Origin of the sequence: Kitasatospora sp. NPDC096204, from assembly GCF_044763205.1 — a bacterium.
In the GTDB taxonomy this organism is placed as follows: domain Bacteria; phylum Actinomycetota; class Actinomycetes; order Streptomycetales; family Streptomycetaceae; genus Kitasatospora.
In genome coordinates this window covers 93,392-113,112 of the sequence record NZ_JBIWFT010000027.1, presented here as the reverse complement: position 1 = coordinate 113,112, position 19,721 = coordinate 93,392, and the positions used below count along the sequence as shown (strand labels likewise).

The window sequence follows — 19,721 nt, the reverse complement described above, 5'->3', positions numbered from 1 at the left end:
CGGATTGAGCATCCGTCAGCGCCATGACAGGCGCGGCGGACGACACCGCAAGCTCGGACAACACGGACGGCCGGTCGGGGTGTCCGACCGGCCGTCCGTCAAGAGCCCGAGAGGCGCTCCCGCGCGCTCACTCGTTGTGCAGCACCTCGGCGATCGGCAGCCGGGCCGCCGAGCGGGCCGGGACGAGGGCGCCGAGGACGGCGATCGCGACGCCCGCGAGCGCGAGGCCGGCGAGCAACGGGGCGTTCCAGACGTCGATCATCTCCTCCGGGAAGACGATCGTCACCACGTTCTCGGCGATCAGCCGGTGGGCCACCACCCCGACCGGGATGCCGATGATCCCGCTGACCACGCCCTGCCAGGCCACCGAGGTGACCGTCATCGCGACCACCTGCCGGGGCGTCATCCCGATCGACTTCAGCATGCCGAGGTCGCGGCGGCGCTCGCGGACGGTGAGCAGCAGGGTGTTGAAGACGCCGAGCGAGGCGACCACCGACAGCAGCACCGTGAAGATCGTGGTGAAGGCGATGACCGCGGCGATCGGCCCTGCCAGGTCGGGCGCGAACACCGTGGCCGAGAGGCTGGGGTCGGCGTCCGAGACGGCCTTGCGGTAGGCCTCGGCGTCGGCGCCCTTGGCGAGCGTCACGTCGTACTCGACCACGTGCGGGTCGTCGGTGAGGGCGGCCCTGGTGGCGTCGTTGGAGGCGAACGCCCGGGGGTTGCCCTCGGACTCCTCCCCGACGAGGGTGACGGGCAGCTGCCGCCCGTCCAGGGACAGGGTCAGCTTGTCGCCGATCCTGAGGCCGTGCTGACGGAGGAAGGACGGCCCGGCCTCGATCTCGTTCGGGCCTGTCGCCGGGCGGCCGTTCACCACCGAGAGCCACTTGGCGTTGGCGCTGTCGTCGCCGCCGTAGATGTTGGCGAACGCGGGCTGGTTGTGGCCGACCAGCCCGACCTGGACCAGCCCGCGGGTGCTGACCCGCTCGGCACCGGGAGCGGCGCGCAGCATCGCCTCGGTCTGGGCGGGGGTGAGCTTGGGTGCGGCCTTGTTGCCCGCGAAGTGGGCGGTCTGGACGTTGACGTGGGTGTGGCCGTCGGTGTGGTCCACCAATCTGGTCAGGGTGGTGCTCAGACCGGTCGTCATCGTCACGGTGACCACGCCGATCACGATCGCCGACATGGTCAGCGCGGTGCGGCCGGGGCGGGCGAAGGGCTGGCCGAGGCCGAGGCTGACGGCGCGCGGCAGCCGGGTGCCGCTCAGCCGGCGCTGGACCTTCAGGCCGCGGCCGTTGCGCGGCGTGCTGCCGGCCGAGATGGCCTGGGCGGCGGGGAGCCGGTGGGCGCGCGAGGCCGGGGCCAGGGCGGCGAGGACGACCAGCAGCGGGACGCCGATCAGGGTGGCGGCGGGCAGCCCGCCGGCGGGCTCGATCACGGCGGTGCCGGTGACGATGCCGGAGAACGCGGCCCGGAGGATCGGGTGCGCCGCCGCCCAGCCGGCCGCCGTGCCGAGGACGGTGCCGGCGACCGCGGGCACCGAGACCATCGTCAGGTAGACGGTGACCACCTGGCGCGGGGTGAAGCCGATCGACTTCAGCACGCCGATGTGCCGGTAGCCGGAGACCACCGCGCCGCTCACCACGTTGCCGACGATCAGCGCGGAGACCACCAGGCCGAGCACGCCGAAGACCGTCATCAGCGGCAGGTAGGAGTCGGCGCCCGCCGAGAAGGCGTCCTTGAGCACCAGGTACGACTGGGTGCTGACGACCGCGTCCCCGGGCAGGCCCTCGGTGGCGGTGGCCAGGGCGGAGCTGAGCCGCTGCTCGTCGGCGGCGTCGGTGAAGCGGTAGAGCATCTGGCGGCCGGTGGGGTGCAGGGCGGTCGCCTGTTCGGGGGTGACCCAGCCGCCGGCGCTCTGGCTCATGCTGGTGGCGAAGCCGACGATGGTGAGCTGTCGGCCGCCGCCGATGGGGATCGGGGTGTTCAGGAGCCTGTCCGCCGCACCGCCGAACGGCGAGTCGAGGACCACCTCGCCGGGTGCGGCGGCCCAGCGGCCGGAGAGCAACTCCACCCGGTCCACCGGCCCGGCCGGGTCGGCGCGGCCGACCAGGGTCAGCGGCCCGGGCGGGCTGCCGAACCAGTCGCTGGGGACCTCCACCGTGGCCTGGTCGAACGGCCCGGCGGCCGCCGCGACGCCCGGCCGGTGGGCGGTGGCGGCCAGTTGCTCCGCCGGGGCCGCGGCCGGGTCGAAGGCCGCGACGACGTGCGCTCCGCGCTGCTCGCCGAAGGCCGCGTCGAAGGGGGCCCGGGCGGCGCTGATCACCGCGAGGGCGAGCAGCACGGTCGTGGTGGCGCAGAAGACGACCAGGCCGATCACGACGGTCTGCACCCGGCGGCGCTTCACGGCCGCCCGGGAGGCGCGCCACACGGCACCGGTCATGCGGAGGCCTCCAGCATCCGCTCGTTCGCCACGCGCCCGTCCGCCACCTCGACGAGCCGGCTGGCGCAGCGGGTGGCCAGGTTGGGGTCGTGGGTGACGATCAGCAGGGTCTGCCCGATCTGGTTGAGGTCGATCAGCAGGTCCATCACCTGCTCGCCCGAGCGGCTGTCCAGCGCGCCGGTGGGCTCGTCCGCCAGTAGCAGGGCCGGGCGGTTCATCAGGGCCCTGGCCACCGCGACGCGCTGGCGTTCGCCGCCGCTGAGCGTGGCCGGGTAGACGTCCTTGCGGTGCGCGACGCCGAGTTCGTCCAGCAGCTCCAGTGCCCGGCGGCGGGCCTGGCGGGCGCTGGTGCCGGTCAGCTGGGCGGCCAGGGCGACGTTGTCGAGGGCGGGGAGGTCGTCGATCAGGTTGAAGAACTGGAAGATCATGCCGATGTGGCGGCGGCGGAAGAGGGCCAGCCCGTGCTCGTTCAGCTGCCCGAGGTCCTGCCCGTGTACCCGGACGGTGCCGGCGGTGGGCCGGTCCAGCCCGGCCACCATGTTCAGCAGGGTGGACTTGCCGCACCCCGAGGGGCCCATCACGGCGACCGCCTCGCCGGCGCGGATCCGCAGGTCGAGGCCGTCGAGCGCCTTGGCGTCGCCGAACTCCTTGTGGACCCCGGACAGCTCGACGACGACCTGCGCGTCGTCCGGCCGGGAGGTCCCGTCGTGGTCGTTGCTCATGGTGGACGACCGTAGGCGCGGGGCCCCCGGCCGTACGTCCCACCCCGGGTGTAACCGTGGACGGCCGTAGTACCGGGGATGTACGGCAGCGGCACCCCCGGATGATGTGGATCATCGCGTGACCTGGGAGGCTGACGCCGTGTGGGGAACGGGGTGGGAGTGGGCGGCCGTCGCGACGGCCGGTGCGGCGGGCACGGCGGCCGGCTGGCTGGCGGTGGCGCTCGCCCGGGCGCGGCGGCTGCACCGCGCGGCCATCGGCGAGCGCGGCTGGCTGCTGGAACGGGAGCGGGAGAGCGCCGCCCGTACCGCCGTGGACGCCGAACGGGCCCGGATCGCCGCCGAGTTGCACGACATCGTGAGCCACAACGTGAGCCTGATGGTGGTGCAGGCCGGGGCCGCGCGCGAGGTGCTGGCCACCATGCCGCAGGAGGCGGCGGCCGCGATGGCCGCGGTCGAGGCCGCCGGGCGGGACACCATGACCGAGCTGCGGCACCTGCTGGGCCTGCTCGCCCCCGCCGCGGACGGCGGCGAGGAGCCGGCCGGGGACGGCTTCGCCCCGCAGCCCAGCCTGAGCCGGCTGAGTCCGCTGATCGACCGCTTCGCCTTCGCCGGGCTGCCGGTCGAGGTGCGGATCTCCGGTGAGCCGAGGCCGCTGCCCGGCGGCATCGACGTGACGGCGTACCGGATCATCCAGGAGGCGCTGACCAACGCGCTCAAGCACGGGGACGGGGTGACGGCGGAGGTGACGGTGCGCTACGCGGACCACTACCTGCGGGTGGAGGTGCTCAACAGCGGCCCGAGCGTGCTCTCCGGGGCGCCCGGTCCGGCCCCGCGGCCGGCGGACGGCGCCGGGCGCGGGCTGATCGGCCTGCGCGAGCGCGTCGCCGTGTACGGCGGGGACCTGGACGCCCGGCGCCGGATCGGCGGCGGCTTCCGGGTCCGCGCCCGCATCCCGCTGGACCGGCCGTGACGGAGGGGACCATGGACGTGGAACAGGGGACCATGGGCGTGTCGCGGGGGGCCGGGAACGGGGCGCAGGAGCCGGGGCAGCAGCCGGGCCGGGGGCAGGAGCCGGAGCAGGAGAGCCGCCCGCGGGTGGTGATCGCGGACGACCAGGAGCTGGTCCGCACGGGCTTCCGGATGATCCTCACCGCGCGCGGCATCGACGTGGTCGCCGAGGCCGGCGACGGCGCCGAGGCGGTGGCCGCCGCCGTCCTGCACCGCCCGGACGTCGCGCTGCTGGACATCCGGATGCCCGGCATGGACGGCCTGGAGGCCGCCCGGCGCATCCTGGCCCAGGTGCCCGGCTGCCGGGTGATCATGCTGACCACCTTCGACCTGGACCACTACGTCTACGCCGCGCTGTCCGCCGGGGCCAGCGGCTTCCTGCTCAAGGACGTCACCTCGGCCCACCTCGCCGCCGCCGTACGGCTGGTGGACACCGGGGACGCGCTGCTCGCCCCCTCGATCACCCGCCGCCTGGTCGAGCGCTTCGCGGCCGGCGCGCCGCGCCCGGCCCCGGGCGCCGACGGCCCGCCGCTGCACCGCGACCTCGCACCGCTCACCCCGCGCGAGGCGGAGGTGCTGGCGCTGCTCGGCCGCGGGCTGTCCAACACCGAGCTGGCGCGCGAACTGACGCTCAGCGAGTCGACGGTGAAGACCCACGTGGCCCGGATCTTCGCCAAGCTCAACCTGCGCGACCGGGCGCAGGCGGTGGTGCTCGCGTACGAGACCGGGCTGGTCGCGCCGGGCGGCGGCTGACCGTCAAGTCATCTCCACCGCACATCAGTTCGCGTGACTATCAGCCGAATCTCACTCATTGGAGTTAACTCCGCACCGAACTCCCCTTTTTGCCATTCCATGGGGCACCATCTGCATGTCCACGCCCGAACCGGACGGATCACCTCGGGCGCCACCCCGGCATGACGAGCACACCTGGACCAGCCCGTGACCACCAATGCTTCCGTGTGGGACTGCCCCTTCCACCACACCGACGGCCTGGAGTTCGACCCCCTCCTGAAGCGGCTGCTCACCGAGGCCCCGGTTGCCAGGATCCGGCTGCCGCACGGCGAGGGCGAGGCCTGGCTGGCCACCCGCCACGAGGACGTCAGGACGGTCACGACCGACCGCCGGTTCAGCCGCGCCGCGGGCATCGGCCGCGACCTGCCCCGGATGACGCCCGCCCCGATCGCCCAGGCCGAGGCGATCAACCTGATGGACCCGCCCGCCCACAACCGGCTGCGCCGGCTCGTCGCCCAGGGCTTCACCAACCGCCAGGTCGAGCGGATGCGCCCGGCCACCCAGCGGACCGTCGACGGCTACTTCGACGAGATGACCGAGCACGGCGCCCCCGCCGACCTGATGCACTTCCTGGCCGGCCGCCTCCCGCTCGCCACCATCTGCGAACTGCTGGACATCCCCGCGGCCGACCGCACCGAACTGCGCGGCCACGCCGTGGCGATGATGCGGATGGGCCCCGGCAGCCGGGACGGCCAGGAGGCCGCCAAGACCGCCCTGCGCGCGTACTTCACCGAACTCACCGCCGAACGCCGGGCCCACCCCCGCGAGGACCTGATCAGCGCCCTCGCCACCGCCCGCGACGGCGACGAACTGCTCGACCCGGACGAGCTGACCGTCATGGCGATGGTCCTGCTGGTCACCGGCCACGACACCAGCACCTACCAGCTCGGCAACATCGGCTACACCCTGCTCACCCACCCCGAGCAGCTCGCCAAGCTGCGCGCCCAGCCGGACATGCTGCCGCGCGCCCTGGAGGAGCTGCTGCGCTTCATCCCGTTCCGCCAGGGCGTCGGCATCGCCCGGGTCGCCACCGAGGACGTCGAGCTGGGCGGCACGCTGATCCGGGCCGGCGAGGCCGTGCACGTCTCCTACCTCACCGCCAACCGGGACCCTTCGGTCTACGAGCGCCCCGACGAGCTGGACCTCGACCGCGGCGCGCCCACCCACATGGCCTTCGGGTACGGCCAGCACCACTGCCTCGGCTCGCACCTGGCCCGGATGGAGCTGCAGGTCGCCATCGGCACCCTGCTGCGCCGCTTCCCCGGGCTGCGACTGGCCGTCGACCCGGCCGAACTCGACTGGGACTCCGGCTCGATCTGGCGCTTCCCGCGCACCCTGCCGGTGGCCTGGTAGCACCTCCCCTCGACCCACCGTTCCCGCAGCACTGGGGAGACCCGCACCCATGGCAACACTCTGCCGCCCCGCCGTCGCCGTACCCGAGCACGTCATCACCCTCGCCGAGACCCTCGACCTGGCCCGCACCCTGCACGCCGGGCACCCGCAACTCGGCCTGGCACTGCGGCTGATCGAGAACACCGGGGTGCGCACCCGGCACCTGGTCCAGCCGATCGAGCGGACCCTCGCCCACCCGGGCTTCACCGTCCGCAACGAGCTGTACGAGCGCGAGGCCAAGCGGCGCGTCCCCGAGGTGGTCGAACGGGCCCTGGCACACGGCGAGTTGACGGCTCGTGACATCGACCTGATCATCTACGTGTCGTGCACCGGCTTCATGATGCCGTCGATGACCGCCTGGCTGATCAACACCATGGGCTTCCGCTCCGACACCCGCCAGGTACCGATCGCCCAGCTCGGCTGCGCGGCCGGCGGCGCAGCCGTCAACCGGGCCCACGACTTCTGCCGCGCCTACCCGGGCGCCAACGTGCTGATCGTGGCCTGCGAGTTCTGCTCGCTCTGCTACCAGCCGACCGACCTCGGCGTCGGCTCGCTGCTCTCCAACGGCCTGTTCGGGGACGCGATCGCCGCCGTGGTGATGCGCGGGAACGGCGGGTGCGGCGTGCAGGTCGAGCGCAACGGCTCGCACCTCGTCCCGCACACCGAGGACTGGATCTCGTACGGGGTGAAGGACACCGGCTTCCACTTCCAGCTGGACAAGCGGGTGCCCGGCACGATGGAGATGCTCGCGCCCGCGCTGCGCGGCCTGGCCGGGGAGCACGGCTGGGACGTCTCCGGGCTCGGCTTCTACATCGTGCACGCGGGCGGCCCGCGCATCCTGGACGACCTGTGCCGTTTCCTCAACCTGGAGCCGGCCACCTTCCGCTACAGCCGGGCGACGCTCACCGAACGCGGCAACATCGCCAGCGCCGTGGTCTTCGACGCCCTGGCCCGGCTGTTCGCCGACGGCGGCGCACCCGAGGGCACCACCGGGCTGATCGCCGGCTTCGGCCCGGGCATCACCGCCGAGATCTCGCTGGGCAGTTGGGTCGGCGCACCGGCCGAGGGGGCGCGCCCTCGCCGTCCGCGCGCCATCTCCACCTCCGACATTGCCCTCGTCCACCCGACCGCCCCCCGCCGTTTCCCGGCCGGCACTACCATCACCGAATGACCGACACCGCGAACCACACCGATGCCTCTGCCAGATCAACCGAACTCGCCGCACTGTTCCCGGCGTTGCACGCGCCGCAGTACTGGAGCTGGGGGCGGTTCGACGCCCGGTTCTCCACCGAGCTGCCGCCGGACGCACTGGTCACCAACATCCACCTGGTCGGCTTCGCGGACGACCGGGTGGTGCTCTGCCGGGACGACCGGGACCACTGGTTCCTGCCCGGCGGCACCCGGGAACGGGACGAGAGCATCACCTCCTGCCTCACCCGCGAGCTGGCGGAGGAGGCCGGCGCCCGGCTGCTCGGCGAGCCCCGCTGGCTGGGCGCGCACCGCTGCCGCACCGAGGACCCGGTGCCGTACCGGCCGTGGCAGCCGCACCCGGAGAAGGCCTGGCTGTGGGGCTGGGGCGAGGTCGTGCTGGACTCCGCGCCGACCAACCCGGTGGACGGCGAGCAGGTGGTCGAGGTGCGCGCGGTGCCGCACGCGGAGGCCCAGCGGCTGCTGCTGACCGGGCACGACGCCTGGTGGGGCGAGCTGGTCGCACTGGCCGTGGAGCTGCGCCGGCGGGCCGCACTGGGGTGAGACCCCGGCCCCGGCGGTTATTCCCGCTGCCGCGGAAGGTCACTTGAACGGCCGAACACCGCGCGAACATGTCCGATTTGCGGTGGTATTACTCAGCCATGGACACCACTTCACTGGCCGTGGACTACCCGGTGCTCAACATCTTCTGGACGATGCTGGAGTTCTTCCTCTGGGTGCTCTGGTTCTTCCTGCTGTTCAAGATCATCACGGACATCTTCCGCAGCCACGACCTCAGCGGCTGGGGCAAGGCCGGCTGGCTCGTCCTGGTGATCATCCTGCCCCTGATCGGCGTCCTCGTGTACCTGATCGTACGCGGGCAGTCGATGACCAAGCGCGACATCCAACAGGCCCAGGAGAACCAGGCCGCGTTCAAGGCCTACGTCCGGGACGCGGCGACTTCGGGGCCCGAGGGCGCCCCCCGCAGCCATGTCGACGACCTGGCGAAACTCGCGGAGCTGAAGGAGAAGGGCGCGATCTCCGAGGAGGAGTACCAGAAGGCCAAGGAGAAGATCCTGGCCTGAACGTCCGGACGGTCGACGACGGCCCGGGGCCGGTGGACGCGGCATGCGTCCACCGGCCCCGGGCCGTCGTGGTCGGTCAAGGGCCCGACTCAGCGCCGCCCGGAGCGGCGGCCGCCCGAGCCGCCGTCGCCACCGCCGGCCAGGCCGGCCCGGCGCAGCGCGTCCGCCATGGCGCTGTTGGCCGGCGCGCCGCCGCCGAAGCCACTGCGGTCGCCGCCCTGGCCGCCACCACGCCGGTCCTGGCCGCCGCGACCGCCCTGGCCACCCTGGCCACCCTGACCGCCGCCACGGCGCTCCTGGCGGGGCGGGCGGGCCTGCCGCTCGCCGCGGTCCCCGCGGTCCCCGCCGCGCTCGCGCCCGACCTCGTCGTCCAGCCGCAGGGTCAGCCCGATCCGCTTGCGCGGCACGTCCACCGAGAGCACCCGGACCTTGACGATGTCGCCGGGCTTGACCACCTCGCGCGGGTCCTTGACGAAGTTCCGCGACAGCGCCGAGACGTGCACCAGCCCGTCCTGGTGGACGCCCACGTCCACGAAGGCGCCGAAGGCGGCGACGTTGGTGACCACGCCCTCCAGCACCATGCCGACCTCCAGGTCGCCGATCTTGTCGACGCCCTCCTTGAAGGTCGCGGTGCGGAAGGCCGGGCGCGGGTCCCGGCCCGGCTTGTCCAGCTCACCGAGGATGTCGGTGACGGTCGGGACGCCGAAGGTGTCGTCGGCGAAGTCCGCCGGGCGCAGCGCGCGCAACCGCTCGCCGTTGCCGATCAGTTCGCGCAGCTCCCCGCCGGTCGCGGCCAGGATGCGGCGCACCACCGGGTAGGCCTCGGGGTGCACGCTGGAGGCGTCCAGCGGGTCCTCGCCGCCGGGGATGCGCAGGAAGCCGGCGCACTGCTCGAAGGCCTTGGGGCCGAGCCGGGAGACGTCCTTGAGCTGCCGGCGGGTGCGGAACGGGCCGTTGGCGTCGCGGTGCGCCACGATGTTGTCGGCCAGCGTGCCGGTGATCCCGGAGACCCGGGTGAGCAGCGGCGCCGAGGCGGTGTTGACGTCCACGCCGACGGCGTTGACGCAGTCCTCGACCACGGCGTCCAGCGAACGGGAGAGCTTCACCTCGCTCAGGTCGTGCTGGTACTGGCCGACGCCGATCGACTTGGGGTCGATCTTGACCAGTTCGGCCAGCGGGTCCTGCAGTCGGCGGGCGATCGAGACCGCGCCGCGGATCGACACGTCCAGGTCCGGCAGCTCCTGCGAGGCGAACGCGGAGGCCGAGTAGACCGAGGCGCCGGCCTCGCTGACCATCGCCTTGGTGAGCTTCAGCTCGGGGTGGCGCCCCAGCAGGTCCTCGGCGAGCTTGTCGGTCTCCCGGGAGGCGGTGCCGTTGCCGATCGCGACCAGGTCGACGTCGTGCTTCTTCGCCAGCGCCGCCAGGGTGGCCAGCGCCGCGTCCCACTTGTTGGCGGGCTGGTGCGGGTAGATCGTGTCGTACGCGACGACCTTGCCGGTGGCGTCCACCACGGCGACCTTCACCCCGGTGCGGAAGCCCGGGTCCAGGCCCATGGTGGCGCGGGTGCCGGCCGGGGCGGCGAGCAGCAGGTCGCGCAGGTTGGCGGCGAAGACCCGCACCGCCTCCTCCTCGGCCTCGGCGCGCAGCCGGGAGCGCAGGTCGATGCCGAGCCGGACCAGGATGCGGGTGCGCCAGGCCCAGCGGACGGTGTCGCCGAGCCACTTGTCGGCCGGGCGGCCGCGGTCGGCGATGCCGAAGCGGGCGGCGATCCGCTGCTCGTAGTCGTTCTCGCCGGGCAGGTCGCCCTCGGTGTCGCCGTCGTACGGGGAGAGGTCGAGGTCGAGCACCTCCTCCTTCTCGCCGCGCAGCATCGCCAGGATGCGGTGCGAGGGGAGCTTGGTGTACGGCTCGGCGAAGTCGAAGTAGTCGGCGAACTTGGCGCCGTCGCCCTCCTTGCCGTCGCGGACCCTGGCGACCAGCCGGCCGCGGGTCCACATCCGCTCGCGCAGCGAGCCGACCAGGTCGGCGTCCTCGCCGAAGCGCTCGACCAGGATCGCCCGGGCGCCCTCCAGCGCGGCGGGGCCGTCCGCGACCGACTCGTTCAGGTACTGCGCGGCCAGCGCGGCCGGGTCCTGGGACGGGTCGGCGAGCAGGGTGTCGGCGAGCGGCTCCAGGCCGGCCTCGCGGGCGATCTGCGCCTTGGTGCGCCGCTTCGGCTTGAACGGCAGGTAGATGTCCTCCAGGCGGGCCTTGGAGTCGGCGGCGAGCACCTGGGCGCGCAGCGCGTCGTCCAGCTTGCCCTGCGCCTCGATCGACTCCAGGACGGCCGCCCGGCGGTCCTCCAGCTCGCGCAGGTAGCGCAGCCGCTCCTCCAGGGTGCGCAGCTGGGCGTCGTCGAGGGAGCCGGTGACCTCCTTGCGGTAGCGGGCCACGAACGGGACGGTCGCGCCGCCGTCGAGCAGTTCGACGGCGGCCTTCACCTGCCCCTCGCGGACGCCCAGTTCCTCGGCGATCTTCCGCTCGATCGCCTGCTGGGCCTGCCGGGCCACCTGTTCGACTGGCGTGGTCACGAAGCCGGTCACCTTCTCCATCAGTGCTTTCGCCGTACGCCCTGCATTCTGGCAGGTGCCGACGACGACGCCCGGGCGCCCCCGGGGCGGCCGGGCGTGGCGCGGTGCCGTGCTCCGGCGGGGGCGGCAGTGCCGGGGCGCCGGCCGGTCGCCTTCCGGCGGGTCCTGCCCGGCGGATCCTCCTCGAACCGGCCCGGGAACGTGCGCAGTTCGGGAATCCTGCCGATTCGGGAATCCTGCTGAACGAAAACGATCGGGCGCTGTACGCTGCCGGACATGTGCGCTGCCACCCGGATGCACCCCGACGGACCGGTGGTCGACGCGGCCCTGGTGCGGCGGCTGATCGCCGCCCAGTTCCCACAGTGGGAGCGCCTCCCGATCATCCCCGCCTCCGCCCCCGGGGCGGACAACGCGATGTTCCGTCTCGGGCCCGAACTCGCCGTCCGGCTGCCGCTGGTGGCCTGGGCCGCCGACGGCCTGCGGCGGGAGCGGCAGTGGCTGTCCCGGCTGGCGCCACGGCTGCCGCAGCCCGTTCCGGCGCCGCTCGAGGTCGGCCGGCCCGCCGCCGGGTACCCGTGGGAGTGGTCGGTGCTGCGCTGGCTGGGCGGCACCAACCCGGTGGTCAACTCGCTGGCCGCGCCCGGGGACCTGGCCGGCGACCTGGCCCGCTTCGTCAACGCGCTGCGCGCCGCCGACCCGGCCGGCGCGCCGACCGCCCAGCGCAGCGTCCCGCTCGCCTCCCGGGACGGCGCCACCCGCGCGGCCATCGCCCAGCTCGCCGGCTCGATCAACACGGCGGCCGCAACCGCCCTGTGGGACAAGGCGCTTCGGCTGCCCGAGTACGCCGGGCCGCCGGTCTGGACGCACGGCGACCTCACCCCCGGCAACCTGCTGGTCGCCCCCACCGGCCGGCTCTCCGCCGTCCTCGACTTCGCCCTGATGGGCGTCGGCGACCCGACCGCCGACCTGATCGCCGCCTGGAACCTGCTGCCCGCCACCACCCGCCCGGCCTTCCGCGCCGCCCTCGGCGCGGACGAGGCCATGTGGGCCCGCGGCCGGGCCTGGGCGTTCTCCATCGCCCTGGTGACGATCCCGTACTACCGCCACACCGACCAGGCGCTGACCGCCAACGCCCGCCACGTCGTCCGCGAGGTGCTCGCCGACCGCAGCGTGTAGGGGCCCTGCGGCGACCGGCCCGCCGGTCACCAGTTCCGGGGCGCGACCACCTCCTCCACGTCCACGTCCGTGAACCCGTAGGCCGTCGCGACGATCCAGAAGTCCTCGGCGATCTCCTCCCGCGCCACCGTCTCGATCTCGCTCCCGGCCGCCTCGAACTCCGCCTCCAGGAGGTTGAACTCCTCCGTCGCGGCGTGGGAGAGCACGTACAGGGCCGCCGGATCCGCCGGCCGCTCGGCCTCGATCCGCTCGCACAGCCGCACCAGGATCGCCTTGCCCTTGTCGACGACGTGATCGGGGAAGTACGGGTCCCGGTACATCCCCCGCAGGAACGCGTGCTCCGCCACCCGCTGATTCGTGATCGCCACGATGCCCTCTCCGTTTCCGCCCGTTCCGCAGGAGAACCGACGCGCCGATCGTGCCCGACGGCACTGACAACGACGGCGCCCGGGCCGCGGGCCCTGGTCCGGGCCGCGTCCGCCGGGAACACACCCGACGGGCGACCAGGTCCAAAACCTGTCCCGGTCAATGTCCGCTGCTAGCCTGAGCCGCATGACCGGACTGCGGGAGCTGAAGAAGGAGCGGACCAGGCGGGCCATCTCCGAGGCGGCCATCGCGCTCTTCCTCGAGCGCGGCTTCGACCGGGTTTCGGTGGCGGACGTCGCGGCGGCCGCCGAGGTCTCCAAGCCGACGCTGTTCTCCTACTTCCCCAGCAAGGAGGACCTGGTCGTCCACCGCTTCGCCGACCACCAGGAGCAGTCCGCGGAGGTGGTCCGCAGCCGGCTGCCCGGCGAGCCGGTGCTGGACGCGCTGCTGCGGGACTTCCTGGCCGGCCTCGGCCGGCGCGACCCGGTCACCGGCCTCAACGACCACCCGGCGGTGCTCGCCTTCACCGCCCTGGTCTACGGCACCCCCAGCCTGGCCGCCCGGGTCGGCGAGTACGTGGCGCGCGCCGAGCAGTCGCTGGCCTCGGCGCTGCGCGAGGACCCCGGGCTGCCCGGGCCGCGGGAGCTCACCGCCACCCTGCTCGCCGCCCAGGTCACCGCCACCCAGCGGGTCCTCGCCCTGCACAACTGGCGCCGCATCCAGGACGGCCGCACCGCCGACGACCTGCACGACGAGGCCGTCGGGGACGCCACCCGCGCCTTCGACCTGCTCGCCCACGGCTACCCGCCCGCCGGGGCCTGAGGTCTTCTTCTAGAGTGCGCGCATGACGACGCGCCACCACTCCTTCGACGCCCTGCACAACTTCCGTGACCTGGGCGGCTATCCGGCCGCCGGCGGGCGGTCCGTCCGGTGGGGACTGCTCTACCGCTCCGACTCGCTCGGCAAGCTCACCTCCCCCGCGGACCTCGACCGGCTGCGGGCGCTCGGCGTACGGACCGTGATCGACCTGCGCTACCCCTGGGAGATCGCCGCCAAGGGCCGGGTGCCCGGGTTCGAGGGCCTGGAGTACCACAACCTCTCGATCGAGCACCGCCCGTACGACCAGGCCGAGATCGACCCGGAGCTCGACCCCTGGCGCTACCTCGCGGACCGCTTCGCCGAGGTCGCCGAGGACGGGGTGAAGGAGATCCGCCAGGCCCTGGACGTGATCACCGCCGCCGAGGCCCCGGTGGTCTTCCACTGCGCCTCCGGCAAGGACCGCACCGGGCTGATCGCCGCCCTGCTGCTCACCCTGCTCGGCGTCGACGAGGACGTCATCGCCGCCGACTTCGCCCTCACCGAGCTCGCCACCGCGCACTTCGTCGCCGAGTGGCACGCCGCCCACCCGGGCCGCGCCCTGCGCTGGCCCGGCTACGGGCGCGCCCCCGAGACCGTGATCCGGCTCGCCCTCGCCGATCTCGCCGCCCGCCACGGCTCCGTCGAGGCCTACCTCACCGGCACGCTCGGCGTCGACCGCGCGCAGGTCGACGCCCTGCGCGCCCGGCTGCTGACCGGCTGAGCGCGCGGGCGCCACGCCGGGCCGCAGGGGCGATAACCAGTGGCGGGGAGGGCGGTCGGGGCCGACGATGCACGGCATGAGCGAACAACCCGCACGATGGACCGAGGCGACCGTCCACCCCGACATGTGGGCCGACCCGGACGACGACCCCCGCAACAACGAAGGCCCCGGCCCCGACGGCGAACTCGCCACCCTCCAGGGTTTTCTGACGAACTACCGGCTGACCCTGCGGATGAAGTGCGACGGCCTGGCCCCGGAGCAGCTGGCCCGCCGCTCGGTGCCGCCGTCGACGATGTCGCTGCTCGGGCTGGTCCGGCACCTGGCCGAGGTGGAGCGGGACTGGCGGAACTGGATCACCGACGGCGAGCCGCTGCCCAGGCTGTACGGCGCGCGGGACGCGGACTTCGACGGGGCCGTCGGCGAGCCGGCCGTGGCGGACGCCGCGTTCCGCGACCTGGAGCGCGAACAGGCCGCGCTGGACGCCGAGTTGGCCGGCCACCAGGACCTGGGCGAGCGGGTCGGCAAGGAGCGGATCTCGATCAGGGAGCTGCAGGTGCACCGGATCGAGGAGTACGCCCGCCACTGCGGCCACGCCGACCTGCTGCGCGAGTGCGTCGACGGTCGGGTGGGCCAGTAGCGGCGCCGGCAGGCGTCAGCGGCGGCGGTTGCCCCGGGCGGGGCGGCCGCCGCCCTTGCCGGAGCGGGGTCCGGAGCCGCCCCTGGCCGCCGGGGCCGGCGCGGTCTCGGGCCAGTGGCCGGGCCGGGTGAGGGAGTCCGGGAGGCGGGTGGTGGCGTCGCCGCGGGCGGCGTCGAGCTGGGCCTGGGTGAGGAAGAGGGCCGTGGAGAGGTCCGCGCCGGCCAGGTCGGCGTCCCGCAGGTCGGCGCCGACCAGGTCGGCGAGGCGCAGGTCCGCACCGGAGAGGTCGGCCGCGACGAGCAGGGCGCCTCGCAGGTTGGCGCCCTGGAGGTCGGCGCCGCGCAGGCGGGCGCCGAAGAGGTCGGCGCCCCGGTGCTCGCGGCGGCGCGGGACGGCCGCGCGGACCAGCTCGCCGGCGCGCAGCAGCAGGTCACTGACCCGCTGCCGGTGGGCCGGGACGTCGACGGCGAGGATCTCCTCGGGGGTGCCGCCGGCCAGCCGGTCGGTCTCCGCCAGCGCCTGCCGCAGTTCGTCGTGGAGGGGGAGGGCGGCGGCGAAGGTGAGCGCCTCGGTGAGGTAGCGGAGCAGCTCGTGCAGCTGCCGCACGATCGGGAAGACGTCGAACATCGCCTTGGCGCTGTCCGGCTCCTCGCGCCAGCTGCGGCCGCCGAAGGTCACCTGGGAGACCCGCTGCCCGGCACCGAAGCAGTCGTAGACGGTGCAGCCCTGGAAGCCCGTGTCACGCAGCCGGGTGTGGATGCCGCAGCGGAAGTCGGCCTGGAGGTTGTGGCAGGGGCTGCCGGCCAGCTTGTTCATGGCGAAGTCGGTGCCGGCGGCGAACGGCAGGGCGACGCAGCAGAGCCCGAAGCAGCTGCCGCAGTCGGCCCGGAGCGGGTTCGGCGCGGCCGCCGTGGGGTCCTGCGGCGACTCGGTCTCGCGCACGTTCCGGGGTCCTTCCAGCAGTCGGGCGCCGGGCGGCGCCGTGAACCCGGAAATCCTACTGGGCAGACGACCCTCGGCGCCGGTAAGTTATGCAATGCAGTAGAGACCATTACACACGGGGGTGGGCGACGTGCGGGACCCGGACGTCAGGGAGCTGGTCCGGATGTGGATCTCCGGCTGGGCCGTCTCACGCGGCTCCGCCGAGCCGGTGGAGCGGCCCTGGGGCTGGAGCATCGACGTCGGCGCGCCGGTCGGCGAGGTGGGCCGGCACGTGCTGCCGGAGCCGACCGAGGCCGAGGTCCGCAAGCTCGCCGAGACGGTCACCGCGCCGACCACCTGGCTGAAGCTGTTCGCCGAGGACGACACCGTGCGCCCCTGGCTGGACGAGCGGTGGCGCCTGGACGCACCGGGCTTCCTGATGAGCGTCCCGCTCACCGCGGGGCGGCCCGGGGCCCCGGCCGGGTACACCGTGACCTCCTGGGAGCGGGGCGGGGTCCTCCGGGTGCTGGTGCGCACCGAGGACGGGCACCTCGCCGCCCGCGGCCAGGCGGGCCTGGCCGGGCCGGTGGCCGTACCGGACCAGATCACCACCGCGCCGGGGCACCGCCGCCGGGGCCTGGGTGCCCTGGTGATGCGGACGCTCCAGTCCGCCGCGTACGAGCGGGGCGCGCGCACCGGCGTGCTGGTCGGCACTCCGGAGGGACAGGCGCTCTACACGGCGCTCGGCTGGACCACCCACGCCCCGATGGCGAGCCTGGTCCTGGAACCGGCGAACCCGGGAGCCCAGCGGAGGGCCTAGCGGTACGGCAGCAGCTCCGGCCGCTTGGCCGGGCGGCCGTCGCCGGAGGAGCGGCCGGTGAGGCGGCGGCCGATCCACGGGCCGACATGGGTGCCCAGCCAGCGGGCGTCCTCGCGCAGCCGCTCGGCGCGGCCGGCCGGGGCGGCGGCGGGCAGCGGGGCGCGCCAGTCGAAGGCGGCGGGGCGGCCGAGCGCCTCCAGCACGCCCTCGGCGACCCGGCGGTGGCCCTCCGGCGACAGGTGCAGGCGGTCCTCGGCCCACAGCCGGCGGTCGTCGAAGCAGGGTGCGGAGAACAGGTCGACCACCGCGAAGCCGTCCTGTCGGCCCAGCTCCTGGACGAAGGCCTTCAGCCGCAGGATGGCGGGCAGCAGCCGGGCGCTGCCCGACATGCGGCGGGTGGGGTCGGTGCTGGTGAACAGCACGACGGTGGCGCCGGTGGCGCGCAGCTCGGCGGCGCAGCGGCCGAGCTGCCGCTCGACGGTGGCGATGTCGCAGCCGGGGCGCAGCACGTCGTTGAGGCCGCCGGCCAGGGTGACCAGCTCGGCGCCCATCGCGGCGGCGGGGGCGAGCTGCTCGTCGTGGATCTGGCCGATGAGCTTGCCGCGGACGGCGAGGTTGGCGTATCGGAAGCCGGTGCCGTTCTCGGCGGCCAGCGCGGAGGCGACCCGGTCGGCCCAGCCCTGGTAGTGGCCGTCCGGCAGCAGGTCGTCGCACATGCCCTCGGTGAAGGAGTCTCCGACGGCGACGTAGCTGCGGTAGGGGGTGGGCACGGGCTGGCCTCCGCTCTCCTGGGCCGACCAAGGCGGTTCGACGATCCGACGATCGTACGTGCGCGCCCACCCTCGGCCGCCGCGGACCCCACCGCCCCGGCACAGCGGGCCCCGCCGCCCATCGCGGCGAGCGGGCGCGCGGCCGTCAGCCGGCCGCGACCGCCGCCTCCTCCTCCGGCTTCCGGGGCGTGAACCAGTGCTCCCGGACGGCGTCGGTGGGCCGCTGCTCGCCGAGGGCGGCCAGGCCCCACTCCCCCAGGGCCTCGACGACCGGCCGCAGTTCGCGGCCGCGCCCGGTCAGCTCGTAGACCATCGCGTTGGCGGGCCGTTCCAGCCGACGGCGGAGGACCAGCCCGTCGCCCTCCAGCTGCTTGAGCCGGGCGGCCAGGATGTCGGTGGAGACGCCGGGCAGGTCGGCGTGCAGGTCGGTGTAGCGGCGCGGGCCGCCGAGGAGCTCACGGACGATCAGGAGGCTCCAGCGCTCCCCCACCGCGTCCAGGGCGCGGGCGACGGCGCAGTACTGGTCGTAGCTTCGGCGTGACATGCGGATCAGCATAGCCAAGAGGTTGGACTTTCCAAGTACACACTTGGTAGAACAAAGCTGAAGCAGCGGAGCGGTGGTGACGGTCGGGAGGCCGCAGATGGAGTTTCGGCAGTCCAGCAAGCTGAATGACGTGTGCTACGAGATCCGGGGCCCGGTGGTCGACCAGGCCAACGCCCTGGAGGAGGCCGGGCACAGCGTGCTGCGGCTGAACACCGGCAACCCCGCCCCGTTCGGCTTCGAGGCGCCCGAGGAGATCATCCAGGACATCATCCGCAACCTGCCCGCGGCGCACGGCTACAGCGACTCGCGCGGCATCCTGCCGGCCCGTCGCGCGGTGGTGCAGTACTACCAGCAGCGCGGCGTGCAGGGCGTCACCGTCAACGACGTCTACCTCGGCAACGGCGTCTCCGAGCTGATCCAGATGGCCGTCACCGCACTGGTGGACGACGGCGACGAGGTGCTCGTGCCGATGCCCGACTACCCGCTCTGGACGGCCGCGGTCCGGCTGGCCGGCGGCAAGGCCGTGCACTACCTGTGCGACGAAGAGGCCGAGTGGTACCCGGACCTGGACGACATCGCCGCCAAGATCACCGCCCGCACCAGGGCGATCGTCGTCATCAACCCCAACAACCCCACCGGCGCGGTCTATCCGAAGGAACTGCTGGAGGGCATCCTCGACCTGGCCCGCCGCCACCACCTGATGGTGCTGGCCGACGAGATCTACGACAAGATCCTCTACGACGGCGCCGAGCACCACTGCCTGGCCGCGCTGGCCGACGACGTGCTGACGCTCACCTTCAACGGCCTCTCCAAGGCCTACCGGGTGGCCGGCTTCCGCAGCGGCTGGCTGGTGGTCTCCGGCCCCAAGCAGCACGCCACCGACTACCTGGAGGGCCTGACCATGCTCTCCGGCATGCGACTGTGCCCCAACGTGCCCGCCCAGTACGCCGTGCAGGCCGCGCTCGGCGGCCACCAGTCCATCAACGACCTGGTGCTGCCCGGCGGTCGGCTCACCGAGCAGCGCGACATCGCGGTCAAGGCGCTCAACGAGATCCCCGGCGTCAGCTGCGTCAAGCCCAAGGGCGCGCTGTACGCCTTCGCCCGGCTGGACCCGGCCGTGCACCGGATCGTCGACGACGAGCGGTTCGTGCTGGACCTGCTGTTGCGCGAGAAGATCCACGTCGTCCAGGGCACCGGCTTCAACTGGCCCCGCCCGGACCACTTCCGCTTCGTCACCCTGCCCCGGGCCGACGACCTGGAGACGGCCATCAACCGGATCGGCCGCTTCCTGGCGACGTACCGCCAGAGCTGACCACGTACGCTGGGCGGCCATGACCGTCCTGCGCTCCGTCGCCCTGTTCGCCCTCGCCGCCCTCGCCGAGATCGGCGGCTGCTGGCTGGTCTGGCAGAGCGTGCGCGAGTCGCGGCCGTGGTGGCTGGCCGGCGTCGGCGTGATCGTGCTCGGCGCGTACGGCTTCGTCGCGGCGCTGCAGCCGGCCAGCGACTTCGGCCGGGTGCTGGCCGCCTACGGCGGGGTGTTCGTGGCCGGCTCGCTGCTGTGGGGCATGGCGGTGGACGGCTTCCGGCCGACCCGCTACGACGTGCTGGGCTCGCTGATCTGCCTGGCCGGGGTCGGCGTGATCATGTACGGGCCCCGGCGCTGACGTGCACGGGCCCCGGCGCCGGACCTCCGGCGCCGGGGCTCCCCAGGGCC

The 19,721-nt window shown here is 73.8% G+C and carries 19 protein-coding genes and 1 pseudogene; 13 read left to right on the top strand and 7 right to left on the bottom strand.

The window, feature by feature from the left end:
- Positions 1–127: 127 nt before the first annotated feature.
- Together ACIQ87_RS26940 and ACIQ87_RS26935 are read right to left on the bottom strand one after the other, a co-directional pair.
- Positions 128–2,437, bottom strand: a complete 2,310-nt coding sequence (locus tag ACIQ87_RS26940) for an FtsX-like permease family protein (RefSeq protein ID WP_402411042.1) — start codon at positions 2,435–2,437, stop codon at positions 128–130.
- Positions 2,434–3,159, bottom strand: a complete 726-nt coding sequence (locus tag ACIQ87_RS26935) for an ABC transporter ATP-binding protein (protein WP_402411039.1) — start codon at positions 3,157–3,159, stop codon at positions 2,434–2,436. The genes ACIQ87_RS26940 and ACIQ87_RS26935 overlap by 4 nt, the downstream gene beginning before the upstream one ends.
- 118 nt (positions 3,160–3,277) lie before the next feature.
- Here ACIQ87_RS26935 and ACIQ87_RS26930 point away from each other — a divergent pair, with 118 nt between their 5' ends.
- From ACIQ87_RS26930 to ACIQ87_RS26905, 6 genes are all read left to right on the top strand, one after another.
- Positions 3,278–4,129 (top strand): sensor histidine kinase, encoded by an 852-nt coding sequence (locus tag ACIQ87_RS26930; protein WP_402411037.1) that lies wholly within the window; start codon positions 3,278–3,280, stop codon positions 4,127–4,129.
- A gap of 11 nt (positions 4,130–4,140) precedes the next feature.
- Complete coding sequence (locus ACIQ87_RS26925; protein ID WP_402411034.1) at positions 4,141–4,920, top strand: response regulator; 780 nt, start codon at positions 4,141–4,143, stop codon at positions 4,918–4,920.
- 186 nt (positions 4,921–5,106) lie between these two features.
- The gene (locus tag ACIQ87_RS26920; RefSeq protein WP_402411031.1) at positions 5,107–6,312 is read left to right on the top strand and encodes a cytochrome P450; all 1,206 of its coding nucleotides are present in this window, start codon (positions 5,107–5,109) and stop codon (positions 6,310–6,312) included.
- A 49-nt stretch (positions 6,313–6,361) separates the two neighbouring features.
- Positions 6,362–7,522, top strand: coding sequence for a type III polyketide synthase (locus ACIQ87_RS26915; protein WP_402411028.1), 1,161 nt, complete (start codon positions 6,362–6,364; stop codon positions 7,520–7,522).
- Complete coding sequence (locus ACIQ87_RS26910; RefSeq protein ID WP_402411026.1) at positions 7,519–8,103, top strand: NUDIX hydrolase; 585 nt, start codon at positions 7,519–7,521, stop codon at positions 8,101–8,103. Before ACIQ87_RS26915 ends, ACIQ87_RS26910 begins: the two co-directional genes overlap by 4 nt.
- Positions 8,104–8,201: 98 nt before the next feature.
- Positions 8,202–8,624: an SHOCT domain-containing protein gene (locus tag ACIQ87_RS26905; protein ID WP_402411024.1), complete on the top strand. Its 423-nt coding sequence runs from the start codon at positions 8,202–8,204 to the stop codon at positions 8,622–8,624.
- A gap of 89 nt (positions 8,625–8,713) precedes the next feature.
- Here the strand turns inward: ACIQ87_RS26905 and ACIQ87_RS26900 are convergent, their stop codons facing one another.
- Positions 8,714–11,194: a Tex family protein gene (locus tag ACIQ87_RS26900; protein WP_402411021.1), complete on the bottom strand. Its 2,481-nt coding sequence runs from the start codon at positions 11,192–11,194 to the stop codon at positions 8,714–8,716.
- Between the two features lie 276 nt (positions 11,195–11,470).
- On the opposite strand from ACIQ87_RS26900, the gene ACIQ87_RS26895 reads away from it, so the two are divergent.
- The gene (locus ACIQ87_RS26895; RefSeq protein WP_402411018.1) at positions 11,471–12,370 is read left to right on the top strand and encodes an aminoglycoside phosphotransferase family protein; all 900 of its coding nucleotides are present in this window, start codon (positions 11,471–11,473) and stop codon (positions 12,368–12,370) included.
- Between the two features lie 26 nt (positions 12,371–12,396).
- Here ACIQ87_RS26895 and ACIQ87_RS26890 read toward each other — a convergent pair whose 3' ends face one another.
- On the bottom strand, positions 12,397–12,738 hold the full coding sequence (locus ACIQ87_RS26890; protein ID WP_402411015.1) for a DUF5713 family protein: 342 nt from the start codon (positions 12,736–12,738) through the stop codon (positions 12,397–12,399).
- Between the two features lie 184 nt (positions 12,739–12,922).
- On the opposite strand from ACIQ87_RS26890, the gene ACIQ87_RS26885 reads away from it, so the two are divergent.
- The 3 genes from ACIQ87_RS26885 to ACIQ87_RS26875 all read left to right on the top strand — a co-directional run bounded on the left by ACIQ87_RS26885 (position 12,923) and on the right by ACIQ87_RS26875 (position 14,952).
- Complete coding sequence (locus ACIQ87_RS26885) at positions 12,923–13,558, top strand: TetR/AcrR family transcriptional regulator (protein ID WP_402411012.1); 636 nt, start codon at positions 12,923–12,925, stop codon at positions 13,556–13,558.
- A gap of 22 nt (positions 13,559–13,580) precedes the next feature.
- The gene (locus ACIQ87_RS26880; RefSeq protein ID WP_402411010.1) at positions 13,581–14,315 is read left to right on the top strand and encodes a tyrosine-protein phosphatase; all 735 of its coding nucleotides are present in this window, start codon (positions 13,581–13,583) and stop codon (positions 14,313–14,315) included.
- A 67-nt stretch (positions 14,316–14,382) separates the two neighbouring features.
- Complete coding sequence (locus ACIQ87_RS26875; RefSeq protein WP_402411008.1) at positions 14,383–14,952, top strand: DinB family protein; 570 nt, start codon at positions 14,383–14,385, stop codon at positions 14,950–14,952.
- A gap of 15 nt (positions 14,953–14,967) precedes the next feature.
- Here ACIQ87_RS26875 and ACIQ87_RS26870 read toward each other — a convergent pair whose 3' ends face one another.
- Positions 14,968–15,894: a pentapeptide repeat-containing protein gene (locus ACIQ87_RS26870; RefSeq protein WP_402411006.1), complete on the bottom strand. Its 927-nt coding sequence runs from the start codon at positions 15,892–15,894 to the stop codon at positions 14,968–14,970.
- A 130-nt stretch (positions 15,895–16,024) separates the two neighbouring features.
- Between ACIQ87_RS26870 and ACIQ87_RS26865 the strand changes: the two genes are divergently transcribed.
- Positions 16,025–16,693 (top strand): GNAT family N-acetyltransferase, encoded by a 669-nt coding sequence (locus tag ACIQ87_RS26865; protein ID WP_402411004.1) that lies wholly within the window; start codon positions 16,025–16,027, stop codon positions 16,691–16,693.
- Here ACIQ87_RS26865 and ACIQ87_RS26860 read toward each other — a convergent pair.
- Together ACIQ87_RS26860 and ACIQ87_RS26855 are read right to left on the bottom strand one after the other, a co-directional pair.
- The gene (locus tag ACIQ87_RS26860; RefSeq protein ID WP_402411002.1) at positions 16,690–17,463 is read right to left on the bottom strand and encodes an SGNH/GDSL hydrolase family protein; all 774 of its coding nucleotides are present in this window, start codon (positions 17,461–17,463) and stop codon (positions 16,690–16,692) included. The two genes, ACIQ87_RS26865 and ACIQ87_RS26860, sit on opposite strands and share 4 nt — an antisense overlap.
- Before the next feature lie 190 nt (positions 17,464–17,653).
- A pseudogene (locus ACIQ87_RS26855) lies at positions 17,654–18,007 on the bottom strand (winged helix-turn-helix transcriptional regulator); the annotation flags it as partial.
- Positions 18,008–18,104: 97 nt separating this feature from the next.
- Here ACIQ87_RS26855 and ACIQ87_RS26850 point away from each other — a divergent pair.
- Both ACIQ87_RS26850 and ACIQ87_RS26845 read left to right on the top strand, forming a co-directional pair.
- Complete coding sequence (locus tag ACIQ87_RS26850) at positions 18,105–19,319, top strand: pyridoxal phosphate-dependent aminotransferase (protein ID WP_392868994.1); 1,215 nt, start codon at positions 18,105–18,107, stop codon at positions 19,317–19,319.
- Positions 19,320–19,338: 19 nt separating this feature from the next.
- Positions 19,339–19,671, top strand: coding sequence for a YnfA family protein (locus ACIQ87_RS26845; RefSeq protein WP_402410998.1), 333 nt, complete (start codon positions 19,339–19,341; stop codon positions 19,669–19,671).
- Positions 19,672–19,721 lie beyond the last annotated feature (50 nt).